The sequence below is a fragment of the Pedobacter sp. AK017 genome (genome assembly GCF_014200825.1).
GTDB lineage: Bacteria > Bacteroidota > Bacteroidia > Sphingobacteriales > Sphingobacteriaceae > Pedobacter > Pedobacter heparinus.
Genome location: NZ_JACHCW010000007.1, coordinates 123,292 through 142,663, shown reverse-complemented (window position 1 = coordinate 142,663; position 19,372 = coordinate 123,292). Strand labels below are relative to the sequence as shown.

The 19,372-nt window shown below is 42.3% G+C and carries 14 protein-coding genes; 9 read left to right on the top strand and 5 right to left on the bottom strand.

Annotated elements, in window-relative coordinates; genetic code table 11:
- The first annotated feature begins 73 nt into the window (after positions 1-73).
- From HDC92_RS11790 to msrA, 8 genes are all read left to right on the top strand, one after another.
- Positions 74-712, top strand: coding sequence for an RNA polymerase sigma factor (locus HDC92_RS11790; protein WP_183874681.1), 639 nt, complete (start codon positions 74-76; stop codon positions 710-712).
- A gap of 66 nt (positions 713-778) precedes the next feature.
- Positions 779-1,957 (top strand): FecR family protein, encoded by a 1,179-nt coding sequence (locus HDC92_RS11785; RefSeq protein ID WP_183874679.1) that lies wholly within the window; start codon positions 779-781, stop codon positions 1,955-1,957.
- A gap of 230 nt (positions 1,958-2,187) precedes the next feature.
- Positions 2,188-5,697, top strand: coding sequence for a SusC/RagA family TonB-linked outer membrane protein (locus HDC92_RS11780; RefSeq protein ID WP_183874677.1), 3,510 nt, complete (start codon positions 2,188-2,190; stop codon positions 5,695-5,697).
- 7 nt (positions 5,698-5,704) lie between these two features.
- Positions 5,705-7,261: a SusD/RagB family nutrient-binding outer membrane lipoprotein gene (locus HDC92_RS11775; protein ID WP_183874675.1), complete on the top strand. Its 1,557-nt coding sequence runs from the start codon at positions 5,705-5,707 to the stop codon at positions 7,259-7,261.
- Between the two features lie 37 nt (positions 7,262-7,298).
- The gene (locus HDC92_RS11770; protein WP_015809587.1) at positions 7,299-8,876 is read left to right on the top strand and encodes a DUF5689 domain-containing protein; all 1,578 of its coding nucleotides are present in this window, start codon (positions 7,299-7,301) and stop codon (positions 8,874-8,876) included.
- A 77-nt stretch (positions 8,877-8,953) separates the two neighbouring features.
- Positions 8,954-9,763 carry an endonuclease/exonuclease/phosphatase family protein gene (locus HDC92_RS11765; protein WP_221270957.1) on the top strand — a complete coding sequence of 270 codons (810 nt, stop codon included), beginning with the start codon at positions 8,954-8,956 and terminating at the stop codon, positions 9,761-9,763.
- 1 nt (position 9,764) lies between these two features.
- Positions 9,765-11,972 (top strand): alpha-N-acetylglucosaminidase, encoded by a 2,208-nt coding sequence (locus tag HDC92_RS11760; RefSeq protein WP_015809585.1) that lies wholly within the window; start codon positions 9,765-9,767, stop codon positions 11,970-11,972.
- Positions 11,973-12,034: 62 nt separating this feature from the next.
- Positions 12,035-12,523 carry a peptide-methionine (S)-S-oxide reductase MsrA gene (gene msrA / locus HDC92_RS11755; RefSeq protein WP_183874673.1) on the top strand — a complete coding sequence of 163 codons (489 nt, stop codon included), beginning with the start codon at positions 12,035-12,037 and terminating at the stop codon, positions 12,521-12,523.
- 22 nt (positions 12,524-12,545) lie between these two features.
- On the opposite strand, the gene HDC92_RS11750 is transcribed toward msrA, so the two are convergent.
- The 4 genes from HDC92_RS11750 to murQ form a co-directional block, all read right to left on the bottom strand.
- Positions 12,546-13,865, bottom strand: a complete 1,320-nt coding sequence (locus HDC92_RS11750) for a glycosyl hydrolase family 28 protein (RefSeq protein WP_183874671.1) — start codon at positions 13,863-13,865, stop codon at positions 12,546-12,548.
- 92 nt (positions 13,866-13,957) lie between these two features.
- The gene (locus HDC92_RS11745; RefSeq protein WP_183874669.1) at positions 13,958-14,707 is read right to left on the bottom strand and encodes a Bax inhibitor-1 family protein; all 750 of its coding nucleotides are present in this window, start codon (positions 14,705-14,707) and stop codon (positions 13,958-13,960) included.
- Between the two features lie 48 nt (positions 14,708-14,755).
- Positions 14,756-15,325: a hypothetical protein gene (locus HDC92_RS11740; RefSeq protein WP_015809581.1), complete on the bottom strand. Its 570-nt coding sequence runs from the start codon at positions 15,323-15,325 to the stop codon at positions 14,756-14,758.
- 9 nt (positions 15,326-15,334) lie between these two features.
- Positions 15,335-16,141, bottom strand: a complete 807-nt coding sequence (gene murQ / locus HDC92_RS11735; protein WP_183874667.1) for an N-acetylmuramic acid 6-phosphate etherase — start codon at positions 16,139-16,141, stop codon at positions 15,335-15,337.
- A 313-nt stretch (positions 16,142-16,454) separates the two neighbouring features.
- Here murQ and HDC92_RS11730 point away from each other — a divergent pair, with 313 nt between their 5' ends.
- The gene (locus HDC92_RS11730; protein WP_183874665.1) at positions 16,455-18,035 is read left to right on the top strand and encodes a S41 family peptidase; all 1,581 of its coding nucleotides are present in this window, start codon (positions 16,455-16,457) and stop codon (positions 18,033-18,035) included.
- A 1-nt stretch (position 18,036) separates the two neighbouring features.
- On the opposite strand, the gene der is transcribed toward HDC92_RS11730, so the two are convergent.
- The gene (der, locus tag HDC92_RS11725; protein WP_015809578.1) at positions 18,037-19,338 is read right to left on the bottom strand and encodes a ribosome biogenesis GTPase Der; all 1,302 of its coding nucleotides are present in this window, start codon (positions 19,336-19,338) and stop codon (positions 18,037-18,039) included.
- Positions 19,339-19,372 lie beyond the last annotated feature (34 nt).

Sequence of the window (19,372 nt, the reverse complement as noted above, 5' to 3'; positions counted from 1 at the left end):
AAAGAGTGGGAAAGTTGAGGGTTATGTATAGGCTGTTTGTTAATAATTTGGAAAAATTTAGTTAATATTGGGTATGTTCTTTTGCAAAGAGAGGGGAACATCCATTATGCATCAGGAAAGGGGAAGTAATTCAAATGAAATTCAGCTGCTGATTGCGCTTAAATCGGGAGACCGGCTTGCATTTGAAAAAATTTACCAGAGCTATAGCCCCAGGATCTTCCTGAATATCTTAAAGATGGTGAAATCTGTTGAAGATGCCCAGGAAATCCTGCAGGATGTATTCATTAAGGTCTGGGAAAAGCGGGGCCTTATTGATCCCGAACAATCCTTTAAATCTTATTTATTTCAGATTTCCAAATTCACTGTGTATAACTTTATCCGCAAGCTCAATCTGGATAAAAAGCTAAAAACTTATCTCAGTCTCGAAAATACAGAGTTGTATACACATATTGAGGAAGGAATCGCCTATAGGGAAAATGATCAGTTTATCCTCAATGCAATTGAGGAATTACCCAGCCAGCGAAAGCAAATCTATAAATTGTGCAAAATTGAAGGTAAAAGTTATGCAGAGGTTGGTAAACAACTGGGAATTTCTTCTTCTACAATTAATGATCATATTGTTAAGGCTACAAAATTTTTAAAACAACGCCATGCATCTTTCGGTGCTGCGGTTACTTTGACCGTAATTTCAGTGTTTTTAAAAAATCTTTAAAAAATATTCTATTTCAGAGCAGATGCTCTGCATTTTTCAAGTGTATTAGCTGTAAATGGATAAGACTTGGAAAATTTAGATAAGATAGAAACCTCCTTTTACAAATACCTGAACAATGAATTGGGGGAAGAAGAGGCTAGACAATTTCTTGAACATTTGCAGTCAGGTGCCGACAAGGACGTCTTTTTGCAATTGATAGAAAATGGTCTGGAAGGGCCGCTTGCTGATCAGTTGCTGGGCAAACCTGAACTTTTTACCTTGCTAAACCAGTCTTTTGCAAAAGTGGTTCACACCATTGATACTAAACCCGAAAAGAGCATCACTAAGTTATGGCCAGGTATTGCTGCCGGGATAGCAGCAGCAGTTGCTTTGATTATACTTGGTATTTATATTTTTAATGCGGTACCTAAGTCTGAACCTGGTTCGGGACCTGAGTATGTAAACAGCATCAAGCCAGGAAAAATGGGGGCCACATTAACGCTGGCCAACGGAAAAACAATCGGATTGTCCGGTGCCGCAAATGGCGAGCTTGCCAAAGAAGCTGGCATCAGTGTAACCAAAATGGCAAACGGACAGCTGGTTTATGAAATTGAAGAGGGAAATGGTGATCCGAGCAAAACCAATACCCTAACTACTGCTAAAGGTGAGACCTATATTTTAACCTTACCCGATAAAACTAAAGTATGGATGAATGCGGCTTCAAGCCTCACCTACGCTGCCGGCTTAAATCAAAGGGAGCGTAAAGTTATGCTTAAAGGGGAAGCCTATTTTCAGGTAGCCGAAGATAAGACCCGCCCCTTTATTGTAGAGAGCGGGGGACAAAAAATTGAGGTACTGGGTACGTGGTTCAATGTGAATGCTTATCCCGATGAAGAGAAAGTAACAACTACACTTTTGAAAGGCAGTGTAAAAGTATCCGGAAAACCAGGATCCAAAATCTTAAAGCCGGGAGACCAGTCGGCAGTAAATGAAAAATCGATTTCAATTACTGAAGTAGATACGGAGCGTGCGGTAGCCTGGAAGGACAATAAGTTTCTTTTTGAAAATGATGATATCCGGTATATCATGCGCATGATTGAACGCTGGTATAATGTAGAGGTAGTTTATATAGGAGAAATGCCAACAGAGAAATTCGGAGGGGGAGTATCCCGCTTTGACAATGTTTCGCAGGTATTGAAAATATTGGAATCTACCGGAGGTGCGCATTTTAAGATTGAAGGCAGGAGAATTTTGGTATCAAAATAAATAGAATCATCTACGATAAACAATGGACAGATTATTAACCCTAAAATCAAAAATGGAGAAATGTTTACAAAAGGATAACTAAAGCCGCCGGGGGCCAGGTAAAAAATAACCAGAAGTGTTACTAGCACTCCTGGTGTATGTTCGGTCTACGCCAATAAAAATTAACCGTTAACCGCAGATGCCCGGAGTTTTCGAGGCAACAGGCATGCTGCTCAACCAAACAAGTACTAATGTATAGAATTTATACGAAGAAACTGGTCATGCCCGAGCGGTATGCCCGTAAAATTTTGCTAATTATGCGATTTACCACCGTTATATTAATAGCATCCCTTATGCAGGTGAGTGCCACCACGCTGGCCCAAAAAATCAGTCTGTCTAAAACAAACGCTTCTTTAAAAGCAGTAATTAAAGAGATAAGGGCACAAAGTGGTTACGAATTCATCTATACCGAAAGCGTTTTAAAGGAAGCATTACCTGTAACGATCAACATTAAAGCACTTAACTTTGAGGAGGTGCTGGAGCAGATTTTCAGGAATCAGCCGCTGAGTTTTTCTATTGACAGCAAAACGGTCATCATCAAACAAAAAGATAAAAACTTATTTGAACAATTAGCTGCCCGATTTCAGGCAATTGATGTTCGGGGTCGTGTGCTGGATGAAAACAGCCAGCCGATGTACGGAGCTACAGTGAAGGTTAAAGGAACCAGCAAGGTTGCCACAACAAATGGCGAGGGTATATTTACACTCAGGGGTATCGATGAGAATGCTACACTGGAAGTTTCTTACCTGGGATACCAGGTAAAAGAAATAAAAGTAACCAAAGATACCCGCGACCTTACAATCAGGCTGCTGCTTGCCGACAGCAAACTGAACGAGGTGGTTGTTACTGCATTGGGTATAAAGAGAGAAGAAAGGGCATTAGGCTATGCCATTACTAAAATAGACAGCAACCAAATTACCAATGCACCAGCGGGAAACTGGATTGATGCCCTTTCGGGAAAGGTTGCAGGTTTAAATATGGTAAGGTCAAACGGAGGACCTGCCGGTTCAAACAAAATTATTTTGCGCGGAGAGAACAACCTGACAGGAGGGGCCGACAACGAAGCCCTGATTGTAATAGACGGCGTGGTCGTAAATAATGGCAGTGGCAGAAGAACTGCAACTGGAGGATCTGCAGCTGCACCATCGGATGGGATACAGCCAACTGATTTTGGAAGCGGGATTAATGACCTTAATCCTGAAGATATTGAAAGTATTACGGTGCTTAAAGGCCCCGGTGCTGCAGCGTTATACGGGCAACGCGGCGCAAATGGAGCGATCATTGTCACTACCAAATCGGGCAGTGCAAAAAGCCGCGCTGTAAGTATAACCCTAAACGCTAATGCCGCATTTGAAAGCGCTAACCGATGGCCAGATTTACAATATGAATATGGACAGGGGCAAAGTGGTGCCGATACCTACGGATATGGCCTGAACAGTGCCAGTAGTTTGGCTTTTGGCCCAAGGTTTAACGGACAGTCTTTTGTACAGTACGACCCGGTAACTCAGGCTGCGACTACAGAAGCTACACCCTGGGTTCCTTATAAAAACCAGATCAGGGAGTTTTTTGAAACCGGGAAAACTTTTACAAATTCTATCAGTATTAGCGGAAACATCAAAAAGAATACGACTTTCCGTGTTTCTGCAACACATGCTGATAACGAGTGGATCATTCCGAATACAGGCTATAAACGTAACAATATCTCCTTCTCGGCCAACAGTAAAATTACTTCAAAACTAAGCCTGACTGTAAAAGGAGGGTACACGAATAGGGAAAGCGATAATTTACCCGGAATGGGGTACGGAAACCAATCCGTAATGTACTGGTATGTGTTTTGGGTGCCAAATGCCGATATCAATTGGTTGCGAAACTATTGGACAAACGGTAAAGAATACAGAGAACTTAAAGATGTTTTTACTGCATCGCCAGAAAATCCTTACGCCATTTCGTATGAGTTTATCAATGGTTCAAAACGCAATGGCATAACTGGTAATGCACAGTTAAATTATGCTTTTACCAAAGCGCTGAGCTTGCAGTTAAGGGCAACTTTAGACCGCACCATTGATGACAGGGTGCAAAAACGCCCGTGGACGGCGGCACGCTTAGCTACTGGTTCTTATCGTACCCAGGATATTGTTTCTAAAGAATACAGTGGTGATTTCTTATTGAAGTACAACAAACAACTGAATAAGGATTTTAGTATTACCGCAACAGTTGGTGGCAGTATGCTTAAGAACCGCTATTCCAAGAAAGAAACAAGAGCTGATGGATTAATAGAGCCAAATGTTTATAGCTTTGATAATGCTGAAAATCCGCTGGTATATGTACCAGATACTTCACGTTTCTCGTTGAACAGTGTGTATGGCTTGTTTTCTGCTTCCTATAAGAGTTATCTTTATTTAGATGTAACCAGTCGCATGGATTGGAACAGCACCCTGGCCAATCCATTTAGAGAGAAAAGCACAGGTTTCTTTTATCCATCTGCAAACCTGAGCTTTATTGCCTCCGATTATTTTAGTTTACCTAAAACCATCAGCTTTGCAAAGTTAAGACTTTCGGTTTCTCAGGTGGGTAGCGGTGGTACAATACCTTACCGTACTGCCTATTTATATGGTTTGGCAGCTAACGGAACCTACCCAAATGGTTCGTTACAAAATCCAACTACAATACCCAATCCTGATTTACAACCGCTAAAAACTACTGCTTACGAAATAGGTGCAGACATTAAGTTGTTTAAGAACCGTTTGGGTATTGATATTGCTGCTTATGCAGGAAATACCAAAAACCAGATTTTAGAACGTATTGTCGACCGCTCATCAGGCTATACCCGTCAGATTATTAATGCCGGGCAGATCGATAACTCTGGTTTGGAAGTGGCAATGAACGGCACACTCATACAAAGCAAGAGTTTTAAATGGACGACTTTTATGACTTTTGCTACCAATAAAAATAAGATCATTGCCTTAGCCAATAACGATACTACCGTATTGTTGCGTTCAAGTGCAGTAGGCGGTGCGCAAATTATAGCAAAGGTTGGTGGTAGCATGGGCGATATGTATGGTACAGGCTTTTTACGTGCTCCGGACGGGCAGGTAGTCTATAACCCTACTACAGGTATTCCGCTGCTGTCAGGCACTCCGGTCTATCTGGGCAATACCATTCCCAAATATAAAGCGAGTATAGGTACTGAGTTTAGCTATAAACAATTTAAGTTAAATGTATTGTTTGATGCACAAAAAGGCGGGGTGGCCCATTCCTATACCCATGGTCGCCTGGCCGATTTTGGCAAACTTTCAGCTACCTTACCTGGTCGTTACAGCGGTATAACCGGTAAGGGTGTTGTGGATAACGGGGATGGAACGTATAGCCCAAATACAACTATAGCTACAGATATTACTTCGTTTTACAATACAACTATGGGAACCCTTAATGGCGAAGGCGCAACCTATAAAACCGACTTTATTAAATTCAGGGAAGCGAGGTTTGATTATACGCTGCCAAAATCACTGTTAAGATCAATAAAAATATCCAGGGCAACTATAGGTGTGTATGGGCGTAACCTCGTGATCTGGTCCAACTGGCCTATGTTCGATCCTGAGTTTGGTACTTTGAGCGGTACTGATATTGTACAGGGATTTGAGATCGGACAGTTCCCCTCAACCCGTACTTATGGTTTTAATTTAGTGATAGGTATTAATTAATATAGCAATGAAAAGAACAATATACATCATTACCCTTTTATCATTTGTATCGGGCTTTTTTGCTTGCGATAAAGGATTTGACCGTGAAAATACCGATCCTATAAACATCATCAGCTCCTCACCAGATAAGCTGCTGGCCCCGGCATTGGTAAATGTTTTAACAGGCAACATGCTGCGTAACCGTAACTTTAATAACGAGCTGATGCAGGTAACGGTAACACAAAGTGAAGATGATTTTACTGTGTTTAGATATAATTTCAGACCAAACACTGCAGATTATACCTGGAATATCTGGTATCCGGAACTCACCAACTTCAGGGATATTTACGAGATCGCTTCCAGGCCCGAATATCAGAACGATTCCTATAAGGGCATTTCACTGGTATGCGAAGCCTGGGTTTTTTCTTTACTTACGGATACCTATGGTGATGTGCCATTTAAAGAGGCCAACCAGGGGAAAATAGGTTTGGTAGAACCTGTGTTTGACAGTCAGAAAGAAATTTACACCGCTTTGCTGGCCAGGTTAGAAGAAGCGAACGCTTTGCTGACAGGAAATGTGCCCATCGATGCCGCAAGTGACCCAATTTATAAAGGCGACATTGGGCTTTGGCGCAAGTTCTGTAATGGCTTGCACCTGCGTCTGCTATTGCGTTTATCCGGAAAACAGGAAGTGGCCAGTATCATGATTGCCAAAATCAAGGAAATGGTAGACACAAATCCATCAAAATATCCGTTGTTTACATCAAATGCAGAATCGGCAGTGCTAAAATGGACCGGCGCTACTACCACTACAGATCCTTATACTAACCCTTATGTGATCAATTTGCGTGAAAATGACTTCACCATACCTTCTATGTGTAATTTCTTTATACTTAAGCTGAATGACTGGAATGATCCACGGATAGATATTGGTGCAACTTACGGGGCTAACGCCCGTAACAGGCTGGGCATAGCAGCAGGTACCGGTGGTTTTATTGGCATAGACAGTGGTTACGAACCCGGCAGCAAGGAACAGAAACAATCGTATTTTTATTCGTTTGGCAACTCGGAATTTTCTATACAGAAAAGTCCGCTGACCGGTATTGTTATGACTTATGCCGAATTACAGTTTATACTGGCAGAGGCAGCGGCCAAAGGTTGGATTTCGGGTTCTGCCCAGACCTTCTATTATACAGGTATAGCAAGTGCGATTAATTATTGGGTGCCAAACTTTAGTACAAACATCTCAGGAACACAGTTTACCGGTTATATAGCCAATGCAGGTATTGCCTGGGATAATAACCTGCCATTAAATGCGGCCACTGGAGATAGTAAAATGGAGCGCATCCATCTCCAAAAGTATTATAGTCTTTTTCTTACCGATTTTCAGCAATGGTTCGAATACCGCCGTACCGGGCATCCGATATTGCCCAAAGGTGAAGGCTTAAAAAACGGAGGGAAAATGCCTGCCAGGATGAATTACCCGGTCTATGTACAATCGGCCAATCCAACCAACTATAGTAAAGCTGTAGCCAATATGGGCGGAGACGATATGAATACTTTGGTTTGGTGGCAGAAACCTTAATAAATAAGATTTAAGATAATTTAAAATATTTATAACGATGAAAACGCTAATACACCATATTATCTTGCTGTTTTCAGCTTTGTTTCTCTTAGCTGGTTGCGATAAAACAGGAAATTTCCCCGGTGCCGAGGTAAATCCGCATATAGCCATTTACGATTTAAGGAGCTTTTATAAAGGAGCTGATTATCCACTTACACAATCGTCTATGCTTGGTTCAATTGGTGTTACCGGCGTAGTTGTTTCAGATCATAGCGGTAAAAACATGACCTCTGGCCTGCTAATGGTACAAAACAAGTGGAGATTAAACGAGCTTAGGGGCATTGCTATTGATATTGGGGCCGATGCTGCAAACTATGTTCCCGGTGATTCGGTGACTGTAAACCTGGTTGGCGGTGTGATGAAACAAGTTGACGGAATGCTGCGGGTTACCGGGGTCAATGGTTCAGCAGTGGTAAAGGTAGCTTCCGGTAAAAACATTCCGGTTAACCGGGTTCCCAGTAGTTTCATTCTGGCTAACCCTGATAAATACGAAAGCACCGAGATTGTAATTGTAAAAGGGGGTTTTGATCCTATACCAGCACCAACAGATACTTATAGCGGCGATAAATTAGTAAATGATGGTTTTGGTAATTTTACCTTACATACTACAGCAGCGGCAACCTTTGCCAATACCCCTTTACCAGGAATGGCCAATTTCTTTGGTGTACTGGAATATTCAAAAGGTTCAGATGGCAAAAACATACCTCATTTGCGGATCCGAAAACCAGCCGACATCAGGGTGTTAAGCTCTACGGTTACAAGGGCAGCTATTGTAATTTCCGGATTTTTGGCCATGCCAGAAGGTACGCCATCTACCAATGGCGAATACATACAGTTTTTGGCAACACGGGATATTGATTTCTCTGTAACGCCATATTGTGTGGTAACCCATAATACCAACTCTGCCTATCAGCCAACGGGTGTGCCACTTAATGGCTGGGCTACAACAGGCAGACGTTCCTACAAATTTGATTTAAAAGCAGGAACGGTAGCAAAAGGGCAGTATTTTTATGTAGGCGGAAATTCCAATAAATTGATTAACGGAGTAGGCTCTACCAGTATTGCAAATGGCAAGTGGATTGTAGCTAAAAATACCGGAAGCTCGGCAGGTGATGGCCTTGGCGACATCAATGCCGATTTGTTGTTAAACGGAACCAGTGGTTTTGCAGATGGCATTGCAGTGTTTGAAGGACTTACAGTTACAAAAAATACAACCCCAATAGATGTGATTATTACGGGAGCAAACGGAGCAATCTATAACCTGGCGCAAGAGGCAGGTTTGCGTATTGCCAACACAGATTGGTATGATATTGTAAACCCTGTTACATTAGAGCCACAGCCATTGTATAAACAAGGCTCAAACACCATTTGTTTAAGTCGCCCGGCACCCACAAATGCAGGATTCTTCTATAAACTGGGCGGAGTGTATAATATACGCTTAGGGCGCTGGGTAACAGCAAGATCACAAAATAGGGTAGATTTAGAAATTACCTCTGTACTTGATGAATTGGAAAAAGAATTTCCTGCAGGAACCGGTACTACTCCAGGTATAGTACCAACTAAAGTTGTAGAGTAACCCGTATATTTAACAATAGCATTATAACCAGGTGCTTCCACAAAAAAGAGGGAAGCACCTTATCAACAAAACATAAGATGAACAGAATTACATTTTTCCTGATTGCGCTCTTTCTGCAACTGAACCTCCGGCCCGAGGGATATGCGCAAACAAAACCTGCTGATAAAAGCGCAGGAAAGACATTGCGCATCATGAGTTATAACATCCACCATGCAAACCCGCCATCCAAACCAGACCTGATTGATCTGGATGCCATTGCCCGGGTGATCACAGCTAGTAAGGCAGACATTGTAGCACTACAGGAAGTAGAAACCGGTGTAAGCCGGAGCGGAGGGGCAAACGAAGCGAAGATACTTGCAGAAAAAACAGGATTTCAGTACCATTTTTTTAAAGCCATCGATTACGATGGCGGTGATTATGGGATTGCCATACTAAGCCGTTACCCATTAAAGGAGATCAGACTGGTACCACTGCCACAGCAAATCACTGCCGAAAAACGTATATTGGGTTATGCCACCATAAAGGTAGGTAAACAGAAAATCATATTTGCAAATACCCACCTCGATGCAAGCAGGACAGATGAAAACAGGCTCGTCCAGATGCAAAGCATCCTTAAAGAATTTGAGCATGCTGCGCTGCCGGTAATTTTATGTGGCGACTTAAACAGCGTTGCTGGTTCATCAGTGATCAGTTTACTTGATGCGCAGTTTAAACGTACCTGTACAGAAAATTGTCCTCCTACCTCGCCCCAGATTAACCCCCGTCGTACTATAGATTATATCGCCACCAAAAATGTAACCTGGCCTTTGCTGGAATATCAGGTAATAGCAGAAACTTATGCTTCAGATCACAGACCTGTAATGGCAATTTTTAACCTGGAAAAATAACATGCACCTTTCTTTTAGCTGCCTGCTTACAGGCTTTCTGTCATTTTTTTTACTGACCCCAACTGTGTATGCCAGACCAGACCAGGGGGCGGCCGAAGCTTTTCTTAAACGTATAGTTAAGGACCATGCTGCCGATTTTGAGATCAGTTATATCGCTGCTGCAGCCAATGGCAACGACAGGTATGAACTGGAGAGCAAAAACAATAAGATTGTACTGAGCGGGAACAACAACATTTCCATAGCCAGTGCGCTAAACCATTACCTGCGCTATTACGCAGGCTGCCTGATTTCCTGGAATGGCAGTAACCTGAAATTACCGGCTAAATTGCCTGCAATTCCTGTTAAAGTAAGCAAAACATCGCCTTACAAGTACCGTTACTACCTGAACTATTGTACCTTTAATTACTCTATGAGCTGGTGGGACTGGCAGCGCTGGCAGTGGGAAATAGATTTTATGGCCCTGAACGGCATCAATATGCCACTGGCCATTACCGGTCAGAACGCAGTGTGGAGCCGCGTGTATAAAGAACTTGGCTTTACCGATAAAGAACTGGAAAATTTTTTTACCGGCCCTGCTTATTTCAACTGGTTTTATATGGGTAATATTGACGGCTGGGGCGGCCCACTTCCAAAAAGCCAGATGCTGGCCCATGAGGCACTCCAAAAAAAGATCCTGGAACGTGAGCGTTCCTTTGGGATGACACCTATCCTGCCGGCCTTTACCGGTCATGTTCCTCCTGCTTTTAAGGATAAGTTTCCGAAAGCAAAGCTCAAAAAGACCAATTGGACAACATTTCCTTCAGTATATATTTTGGATCCGGAAGATGAACTTTTTACTACTATCGGCAAACGCTTTATTGAAGAAGAAGTAAAAACATTTGGCACTGATCATTTATACACCGCTGATACCTTTAATGAGAATACGCCCCCAACCTCCGATTCGCTATACCTGAGCAATGTGAGCAAAAAAGTATACCAGTCGATGGCCCTGGCAGACCCTGAAGCCACCTGGATTATGCAGGGATGGTTATTTTATCATGGTGAAAAATTCTGGAAACCTACACAGATCAAAGCATTGTTAAATGCGATACCCAATGATAAAATGATTGTACTTGACTTGTGGAGTGAAAACCATCCGGTATGGCAGCGCACAGCTGCATATTACGGAAAACCATGGATCTGGAACATGCTGCACAATTTTGGCGGCAACATCAGTTTATATGGCCGTATGGATGAAGTGGCTTCTGGTGCAATTAAAGCAAAACAGGCGGCAAATTCGGGTAACATGGTTGGCATAGGCCTGACTCCTGAAGCCATAGAACAAAATCCGGTGATGTACCAGTTGATGCTGGATAATATCTGGACAGATGAGCCTATAAATGTAACGGCCTGGTTAAAAAATTATAGCCGCCAGCGTTATGGGGCCCAAAATGCATTGGCCGAACAAGCCTGGCAAATTTTGTACAAGACGGTTTATACCGGTGGGATTTTACCAGGAGGTCCTGAATCTATTCTTACCGGCAGGCCCACCATGGCCGAAAGCACGCGCAGCACACGTCCAAAAAAGAACTATAAACCGGCAGAACTGATCCCCGCATGGGAGGCACTCCTCAAAGCTTCACAACAGTTAAGTACGGATGGTTTTAAGTACGACCTGGTTGATGTTACCCGGCAGGTATTGGTGAACTATGCCGATACCCTGCAAAGACAGTTTGCCCAGGCCTATCAGGGAAAAGATGGCAAAAAATTCGACAGACTGAGCGGGGATTTCTTAGCCGTAATGGACGATGTAGATTACCTTTTAGCAACGCGTAAGGATTTTTTGCTGGGTAAATGGCTTAATGAAGCAAAAAGAATGGGGACTACAGCTGAAGAAAAGAAACGCTATGAAAGAAATGCCCGAAACCTGATCACCTTATGGGCTGATCAAAACAGTAGTCTGAATGAATACTCCTGCAGACAATGGTCGGGCCTGATCTCTTCTTTTTACAAACCACGCTGGCAGCAGTTCTTTAGTTATGCCAAACAGCAACTTAAATCAGGTGCAAAGCTTGACCAGAAAGTATTTGAAGAAAAAATGAAACGCTGGGAATGGGATTGGGTAAATAAAAATGATGTGTTTACCGAACAACCCAGCGGAAATGAGATTAAGACTGCTGAAAGCCTCTATAAAAAATATATCGCTCAGTTAAAAAAAACGTACAACTAAACAAGCCCGTCAGTAGTCACAGCAGTCAATTTTTCTTACCTTTATTCAAAAAAAGGATTTATATGAATACTGAAAAAGCCATTCTGGCCGGCGGTTGCTTTTGGGGGGTAGAAGAACTGATCCGGCATTATCCGGGTGTTATTTCGACTGTAGTAGGATATACAGGTGGGGATGTACTCAATGCAACTTACCGCAATCATGGAACACATGCTGAAGGTATTGCAGTTGTATTTGATCCCGCCAAGTTATCCTATCGTAAGCTGCTGGAGTATTTTTTCCAGATCCATGACCCAACAACGCGGAACAGACAGGGAAATGACATAGGTACATCTTATCGATCGGCAATTTTTTTTATGGACGAGACTCAACGGGAAACCGCAGAAGCTTTAATTGCAGAAATGGAAGCTTCAGGGATATGGCCGGGAAAAATTGTAACGGAAGTTGTGCCTGCAACTGATTTTTGGGATGCCGAAGAAGAGCATCAGGATTATCTGCAGAAAAATCCCTATGGATATACCTGTCACTTTGAGAGGCCCGACTGGAAATTATAAGTTCATCAGCTTCGTATAAAATCTATTTGACTTCTGAAGGTATTTTGACAAGATTTACTTCAGTTACATTTTTGATTAAAGTTTTATCGGTTGAATAGCTTACCGGTCCCGCGGCAGCTGTACCGGTATATATTCCATTCATAAAAACACAGTTTGCAATGGGCGATTTCACATCGATCATGTTAAGCCCGTCTCCAACAATGTTCATGACGTAAATGTTATGGATAAGTCCGGGTAGCGGTGGTTTTCCATAGGCCCGGTTGCCAAGCAGCACAGTGTAGGGGCTTCCATTATATGGCGCTTGAATGTTGGGATCTGCTGCGGTTGTTACCCCGTTAATGTATACATGATGAATGCTCGCACTGTCACTTGCCCTGATGCCTACTCCGGTATAATTCGTTTTGATATTGGTAATATATACGTGTTCAATATGATCTTCTGGCCCGGTGTGTTTGGTAGAAGTAATCTGATAAGAGTTGATGTTGCCGTTCGAATGAAATTCCGGCCCTAAGTCAAGTGCCGAAAGCGCAATACAGTCGTCGCCGTTTACAGCGGTAATATTATCTATCCGAAAATATTTACAACCCTCTCTTAGGTTGATTGCGTCGTTATTATAAGTGTATATCCTTTTGTCATTTAAATCCCTAAACTGGGGAGTGTAAAACCGGAGATCTGATAATTCTGCATGATGCACGCGTTCGAAGGTAACGGCCCAGGCATGGGCGTATGCTATCTGCACATTTTTTAATTTAAAACCGTCAACATAAGCCATCAATACCATAAAGTTACGCCAGTCGGATTGCTGTTTTCTGTTTTCCTTACCGGCATCCGTACCGTAACTGCTCCTGTCCTTATTGTGGGTAGGTGTAGCAGTCAGGCTTAGCTTTCTGAAGCCGTCTCCAGTTGCCCTGGGATTGGCTGCACCTTTTAATACAACATCCCCAATGCCGATGATCGAGATGTTTTTATTCCATACAGGATTCGTGATCCCGATACCTGCATTGTCACTGCGAAACATGTTATCGCGACAACTATCCGATAGCTGGATCACGCAGTTTTCTAGAATCACGGTCATCTCTGAAGGAAGCAATATAGCCTGGTCTATTTTCCAGATCGTGGTTCCGTTTGCGTTTCTTTGTGGAATGGTAATGCTATTGGTAGTGCCTTTTGCAGCATTTACAGCCGCTTGTATGCGGTGCGTATCATTGCCCTTAAAATCATTTGGTCCAATTGGAGCTAAAGCCGCTTGGGCAACCTCTTTTTTTTGAACTCGAGTCTGTGCAACTACAAATTGAGTAGAAATCAGCCAGGAAAGGGTGAGGAGGACGCAATAAAATCTCATAAAGTTACATTTATAGCTATTGTCGGGGCTTTTTTTTTGTTAAAAAAAAGCCGTACATTTTTGTACGGCTTTTCTATAGCTCTTTTGTGTATTTACCTTCTGTCTCCAAATATCCTTAACAGATAAATAAAGATGTTTAAAAAGTCGAGATAAAGTGACAATGCACCCATGATGGCTAATTTCTTAGTATCCGCATCCATTTGTGCACCGTTTGCTTCCAGGCCTTCACCAATTCTTTTCAGCTTCTGAACATCGTAAGCAGTTAAAGCAGTAAATATGGCAATGCCGATAAAAGCCATGAACAGACTAAAGTTTGCACTTTGAATGAACATATTTACTACACTTGCAATGATTAAGCCTACAACTCCGATCATTAATATAGGGCCAAATTTGCTCAGGTCTATATTGGTGGTATAGCCCATTATGGCCATAATTCCAAATATACCTGCGGCACCAATAAAGCAACTTAATACTGAAGCGCCGGTGTACGCTAATAAAATAAAGCTTAAACTAACGCCAGTTAAAACGGAATATAGAATGAACACACCTACCATTGCGCCAAAAGAAAGGCGGCTCAGGCCGGCACTCATCAATAAGACCAGGCCAAGGGGGGCGAGCATGGCTACCCAGCCCAAAAGGCCCATTTTACCGGTTTCCTGATTGATTAAATAGCTCATCATTTCAGGGGTACTGGCCATATAAAACGCAGCCAGACTTGATAAGCTTAAGGCTACAAACATCCATAAGAAAACGTTAGCAAAGAATTTCTTAGCAACTACTCCGGTTTGAGGCTGTACAAAAACTGATTTTTGCGCCCAATCGTAATTATTGTTATTATCCATTTGTTTTAAATTTATTTAAAGGTACTAATAGTTTGATTCATACAAAAGCTATGCCCCGAGCCTTTTTGTCAGGGTTTCTTCAACTTTTTTGAAAAATTGCAATGGTTTTAAGGTCCTCCATGCCAAATCGTCAAGCTGCCCGCCAAAGTTGATATAATAATCAATATTGTTGCTTTTAAATTCGTTGATCACATGTTCCTGGAAGTTTATGCCGGTAATCCAGCCTTCTTCAACCTCCTGGAACCACTCTTCGTAATAACTGTCTTCAGAAGAATGGAAGTTCAATATATTTTCCCCTATCAAAATGAACTTGTTGATCCCCTCATCCATCATCAGCTCCAGAATTTCACGTTTTAAAAGCATAATGTCATTGTTGATGGCATCGTTCCATTCGCCAATAAATTCTATAATGGCGTAATTTCTATCGTAATCAACGTACAATACTTTCAGGTATAGCGTATTGGACCCAAAATCATCCCATTGGGGATGGATCAGGAAGTTGTATAGCTGCTTGTCGAAATAAAACTCTGAGTATTCCGTATTGTAAAATGGCGAACGCTCATCTTCAGCCGCAATGTAATCGTCGCGCCAGAGATAATAAGGTTCAATTTCGTGCATAATATCCGGTTATTTGTGACTGGCTTCAACAGCCTTGCGGACACTGCCGTAACGGATCAGTAAATCAGCAGCATGATCATGGTCGATGTTCAATTCATCCATCACCATTTGTGTGCCCCTGTCAACCAGTTTATGGTTGGTAAGTTGCATATCTACCATTTTATTACCTTTTACCCTACCCAGCCTGATCATTACCGTAGTGCTCAACATGTTGAGCACCAGTTTTTGTGCTGTTCCTGATTTCATGCGGGTAGAGCCCGTTAGAAACTCAGGGCCAACCACTACTTCTACAGGGTAATCGCTCTCGGCTGCAATTGGCCCACCTTCATTGCATACGATGCAGCCGGTAAGCACCCCATGTTTACGGGCAGTATGAAGACCGCCAATAACATAAGGGGTAGTGCCCGACGCAGCAAGCCCTACAAGGCAATCTTTAGCATTGATATTGTATTCCTGCAGGTCTACCCATGCCTGTGCCGCATCATCTTCTGCATTTTCAACAGCTTTTCTGATGGCTGTATCGCCACCGGCAATTATGCCAACTACCCAATCAAAAGGAACGCCAAATGTTGGCGGGCATTCTGAAGCGTCTACTACACCCAAACGACCGCTGGTGCCTGCTCCGATATAAAATAACCTTCCTCCGTTTACCATGCGCTCAGCAACTGCAGTAGCCAGCTTTTCTATCTGCGGGATTGCCTTTTCTACTGCCTGGGGAACGATTTTATCCTCCTCATTTATTCCCTTCAGAATTTCAAGTACAGACATTTGGTCGATATCATGATACTTTGATTCTTGCTCGGTTACTCTTATCATATTCTTTTATTTTTTTTTCTTGGTTTATTCTTGTTTAATTTTATTGCCAGTCCTTAGCCGCCTTGTAAAGTTTAGTTCCCCGGCAGACAGTTCTGTGCATCTCTATCTACAAAAGTCACTGGTATTTTCCTAATGTTTCATAAAATTCGGCATTTTCTTTCTAAACAAGAAATATATACATAAAATCAACATAAATTATACGGAAATAAGCACTGTTCCGGATGATTGTAAAAAATGTCAAACAATAACAAATGAACATCGTTTAATTTATTAATTGACAGGGTAATTTTATAACTTTACCCAGCATTTACCCATGAAGAAGAATACCCGTTATAATGTCTTAATAGCCCTCACTTATTCCGTTACATTGATTGGCGGAATGTTTTTTGGCTATAAATTTTTAAAGGACCAGGGGTTTCAATTTCAAAAGCCGGTTCAGTTTGCTGATAGTAACGCAGAAAAGGTAGATGAAATTATCCACATCATCAATAAAAATTATGTGGATGAAATAAATGCCGATTCCCTGACCCATTTGCCGATTGATAGTTTACTGCATCAGCTTGACCCGCACAGTATATACCTGCCCCCGGCTAAAGCAAACGAGATGGCGGAAACATTGGGTGGTAATTTTGAAGGTATTGGTATCGAATATTATATATTGAAAGATACTTTGCTGATCACCAATGTAGTAAAAGACGGGCCAGCATTTAACGCCGGCATCAGGCAGGGAGATAAAATATTGAAGATCGATACCGCTACAGTGAGTGGGAAAGCCCTGCCAAGGGATCAGATGATCGGACGGATAAGGGGCCGTAAAGGGACCGCGGTGAGATTGACCATTGTGCATCCGGCTGATAACCAGCCAGTAGTGTTTACCGTAAACCGGAACAGGGTAAAAGTAAGCAGTATTGACGCTGCTTATATGCTGAACCCCGAAACCGCTTACATCAGGATCAGTAAGTTTGGTGCAGATACAGACAAGGACTTTGTTGAATCGGTAAGAACACTCAAGGTAAAAGGAATGAAAAAACTGATCCTTGACCTGAGAGATAACGGGGGAGGATATCTGAGCGCAGCAACAGGCCTTGCCAATCAGATTTTGCCCGAGAATAAGCTAATTGTGTATACAGAGGGTAAACATGAACCGCGGACAGATTATGTAGCTACCGGTGGAGGGGAGTTTGAACAGGGCAAACTTGCCGTGCTGATTAATGAAAACTCTGCTTCGGCCAGTGAAATTCTTGCCGGTGCAGTACAGGACTGGGGTAGGGGAGTTATTATAGGGCGCCGTTCTTTTGGTAAAGGCCTGGTACAGGAACAATTCCCTTTTGGGGATGGTTCTGCTTTAAACCTGACGATAGCCAGGTATTATACCCCTTCGGGGAAAAGTATACAAAAGTCTTATAAAAAGGGCTACAACGCTTATCAGAATGAGATTGAAGATCGGTTTAATCATGGTGAGCTTACTTCAGAGACACTAACCGGAGCAAAGGATAGTTTGCAACGTAAAAACTATACGCGCGGGGGCATACAGCCTGATGTTTACGTTAAACTGGATACAAATGGCTATAACCGGTTTTACAGTAAACTGGTGGCTAAAAAGATACTTTTCGACTTTGTATACGATGTATTGGGCAGCAGGTACAATGCCGCACAATTAGAACAAAAAATGAATGTATTTGCGATCACTGAGGCAGATTATAATGATTTTTTGAAATACATCCAAAACCGTCACATCCCGATCGACTCAAAACAATTGTATATTGCTAAGCCGCTGATCTATAACGATCTTAAATTGTTACTCTATAAGTATCACCTTGGTGACGCCGGTTATTATAAGGCGTTGAACCTACATGATCCGATGGTAAAGCAGGCAGTTACGAGTTTGCAATAAACTATTTTTGTCTGAAATAGATCTGGATAGGCACCCCGCTAAAATCAAAGTTTTCACGCAGCTTGTTTTCAATAAACCTTTTATAGGGTTCTTTAATGTATTGCGGAAGGTTACAGAAGAATGCAAACATAGGGGAGCTTGCGTTGATCTGGGTAATGTACTTGACTTTAATGTACTTCCCTTTTAATGCTGGTGGAGGATAGTTTTCGATGATAGGCAGCATCACATCATTTAATTTTGATGTGGGTATTTTCTTGCCCCTGTTTTTAAATACATCCAGTGCAGTTTCTACGGCCTGGAAAATACGTTGCTTATTTAATGCGGAAATAAAGATGATGGGAATATCGGTAAAGGGCTGTAGTTTCTGGCGGATCTGATCTTCAAAGATATTTACAGTTTTGCTGTTTTTCTCTACCAGGTCCCATTTGTTGACCAGGATAACAATACCTTTCTTGTTTTTCTCGGCAAGGTGAAAAATGTTTACATCCTGCGATTCCAGACCTTCCATGGCATCTATCATCAGGATCACAACATCGGCCTCTTCAAGCGCCTTAATGGTACGCATTACCGAGTAAAATTCTATATTTTCCTTAACCTTGGTTTTTTTACGGAGGCCCGCAGTGTCAATGAACATAAATTCATGACCAAACTGGTTGTAATGAATGTGAATGGAATCCCTTGTCGTGCCGGCAATAGGGGTCACGATATTTCTTTCTTTGCCCATCAAAGCATTGATCAGGGAAGACTTACCCACATTTGGCCTTCCAACAATGGTGATCTTAGGCAATGCATTTTCTTCTTCAGGAACATCTTCAAAGTGTTTGATCACCTCATCAAGCAGGTCTCCGGTACCTGATCCTGTCATAGAAGATATGGGGTGGATCTCACCCAGGCCAAAACCATAAAATACTGCGGCATCGTTTTGCAACTGAGTGTTGTCAACCTTGTTCACAACAATGAATACAGGTTTTTTACTTCTCCTGAGCAATTGGGCAATCTCATCGTCCAGGTCGGTAATGCCTGTGGTTACATCAACCATAAAAAGCAGTACAGTAGCTTCTTCTATGGCAATGATCACCTGCTCACGGATGGCAGCTTCAAAAACATCTTCCGAATTGGCCACATAACCACCTGTATCAATAACCGTAAACTGTTTGTCTGTCCACTCGGCTACACCATAATGACGGTCGCGTGTTACCCCGCTAAAATCATCAACAATGGCTTTACGACTTTCTGTTAAGCGGTTAAAAAGGGTAGATTTGCCTACGTTTGGTCTTCCGACAATTGCAATAATATTTGACATGGGTATTTTATACGAATATTTTAAAAGCCACAAA